The organism is Peptoniphilus sp., assembly GCF_034090345.1.
Taxonomy (GTDB): Bacteria; Bacillota; Clostridia; order Tissierellales; family Peptoniphilaceae; genus Peptoniphilus.
Map to the genome: position 1 here is coordinate 1 of NZ_JAXDSS010000089.1, position 2,454 is coordinate 2,454.

At 34.1% G+C, this 2,454-nt stretch carries 2 protein-coding genes; both read left to right on the forward strand.

Going from position 1 to position 2,454, the window contains the following annotated elements; translation table 11 throughout:
• The coding region (locus SOR77_RS07530) for an FAD-dependent oxidoreductase (protein ID WP_320636520.1) at nucleotides 1-1,269 on the forward strand (1,269 nt) is incomplete at its 5' end.
• A gap of 49 nt (nucleotides 1,270-1,318) precedes the next feature.
• A partial coding sequence (gene ssnA / locus SOR77_RS07535; RefSeq protein WP_320636521.1) for a putative aminohydrolase SsnA occupies nucleotides 1,319-2,454 on the forward strand: 1,136 nt, incomplete at its 3' end.

Genomic DNA, 2,454 nt, shown 5'->3' on the forward strand with positions numbered 1-2,454 from the left:
ATTCCTGAATTTAGAATTTCTGATGAAATGATAGAAAGAGACTTCAGAATTGCTGAAGCTCAAGGAGTTGAATTCAAATTCAACACAGAAGTAACTCAAAGCTACGAAGAACTTAAAAAAGATTATGACTATGTAATAGTGGCTACAGGAGCATGGGAAAAAGGAACTTCTCCAGTAAAAGAAGGTACTGAAAACATAACCGATGCACTTGACTTCTTATGGAAGATGAGAATGGAAGATGGTTTTGAACTTGGTAAGAAAGTTGCTGTAGTAGGAGCCGGAGACGTTGCTATGGACTGTGTAAGACTTGCTCATAAACAAGGTGTTGAAGCTGTCTTAGTGTACAGAAGAACTGAAGCTTATATGCCTGCTACACAAGAAGAAGTTGAAGAAGTTAAAGAAAGCGGAATCCAAATCATGGAACTTACAGCACCTGTAAAATATGATGGAAAGACTTTAACTTGTGAAAAAATGATGCTAGGAGATTTTGATGCATCAGGAAGAAAAGCAGTAGTTGGAACTGGAGAATTTATAGATTTAGAATTTGACACTGTAATAGGAGCTACTGGGGCTAAAGTAAATCTTGCACCATTTAAACAAAATGGAATAAATATGGACGATAGAGGAAGAATGAAATTACTTCCAACTCTTGAATCAAATATAGAAAATGTATATATCATAGGTGATTGTAAAGAAGGGCCTTCAACAATTGTAAAGGGAATGGGAGATGCGAAGACTGTAGCTCTTGATATTCTTAAAAAAGAAGGCTTAGACAATGACTTTGAAAGATTCATAGTACCTGAAAAAGATAAAGTAGTATACGAAAAGAAAGGTATACTTGAAAATATTCTTGAAGGTAACAAAGAAGGCAACCGTTGCTTGAAGTGTGACCAAATTTGTGAAGTTTGTACAGAAGTTTGTCCTAACAGAGCAAATGTTGCAATCAATTTAGAAGGATACGAAAATAAACACCAAATCGTTCATATAGATGGAATGTGTAATGAATGTGGAAACTGTGCTGTATTCTGTCCACACGCTGGAAAACCATACAAAGATAAGATAACTTTATTCTGGACTAAAGAAGACTTTGAAGATTCAACAAATGTTGGATTCCTAAGAACAGGCGAAAATACATTCTTAGTTAGAGCTGAAAATGGAAATATAATTGAGCATGAATTAGGCGATGGAAAGATTTCTGATAACTTGGAAAACTTTATAAAAGGTCTTTTAAAAGAATACGGATATTATTTTGAACCGACAGTTTGTTAATAGGGAACTATTAACAAACAGGTTCTTTTAGAGAAAAGGAGTTGCGACAATGATAATAGGTAATGGTAAATTAATTACTAATGATGCTGAAAACAACTTTTACGATAACGGAGCAGTTTTAGTAAGAGGAAACATCATTGAAGAAGTCGGAAATTTTGAAGATTTAAAGAAAGCTTATCCGGAAGAAGAAATAATAGATGTAAAAGGCAATGTTATAATGCCGGGTATGATTTGTGCTCACTCACATATTTACAGTGCATACGCAAGAGGTATGGGAGTAAGTAAACCTACAGTTGATTTTTTTACAGTTCTTGAAAATTTATGGTGGGCTCTTGATAAAAAACTTACACTTGAAGATGTTAAGTTAAATGCTTATACAACTTATATCGAATCTATTAGAAACGGTGTAACAACGCTTATAGATCACCATGCAGGTCCAAATTCGGTTACAGGTTCATTATTTACAATAGCTGATGCGGCAAAAGAACTTGGAATAAGAACTTCTCTATGCTATGAAGTTTCAGACAGAGATGGAAAGGAAATAGCATTAAAGGGAATTAAAGAAAATGTGGACTTCATCAAAGCTTGTCAAAAAGATGATAATGGAGACATGATAAAAGGTCTTTTTGGGATGCACGCTTCATTTACAATTTCAGACGACACACTTTATAAGGCGAGAGAAGCTATGGAAGGTGTGTACGATGGATACCATATTCATGTAGCAGAAGGAATTGAAGATGAGTATGACTCACTTAAAAAACATGGTAAGAGAGTTGTAGAAAGACTACATGATTTCGATATTCTTGGCGAAAGAACACTTGCAGTTCACTGTGTGCATGCAAACCCAAGAGAGATTGATATAATAAAAGCTACAAACACAAATGTAGTACACAACCCTGAATCAAATATGAACAATGCAGTTGGTTGTCCTCCTGTAAAATATATGTTAGATAAGGGAATAGTAGTTGGACTTGGAACAGATGCTTACACAAATGATATGTTTGAATCAATGAAAGTTGCAAATATATTACAAGCACATCACTTATGTGATCCAACAGTAGGATTTATGGAAACTATAAATATGCAGTTTAAAAATAATCCTATAATCTTATCTAAATACTTCAACAGACCATTGGGAGTTATAGAAAAAGGAGCATATGCTGATTTAATCACATTAAAATATGA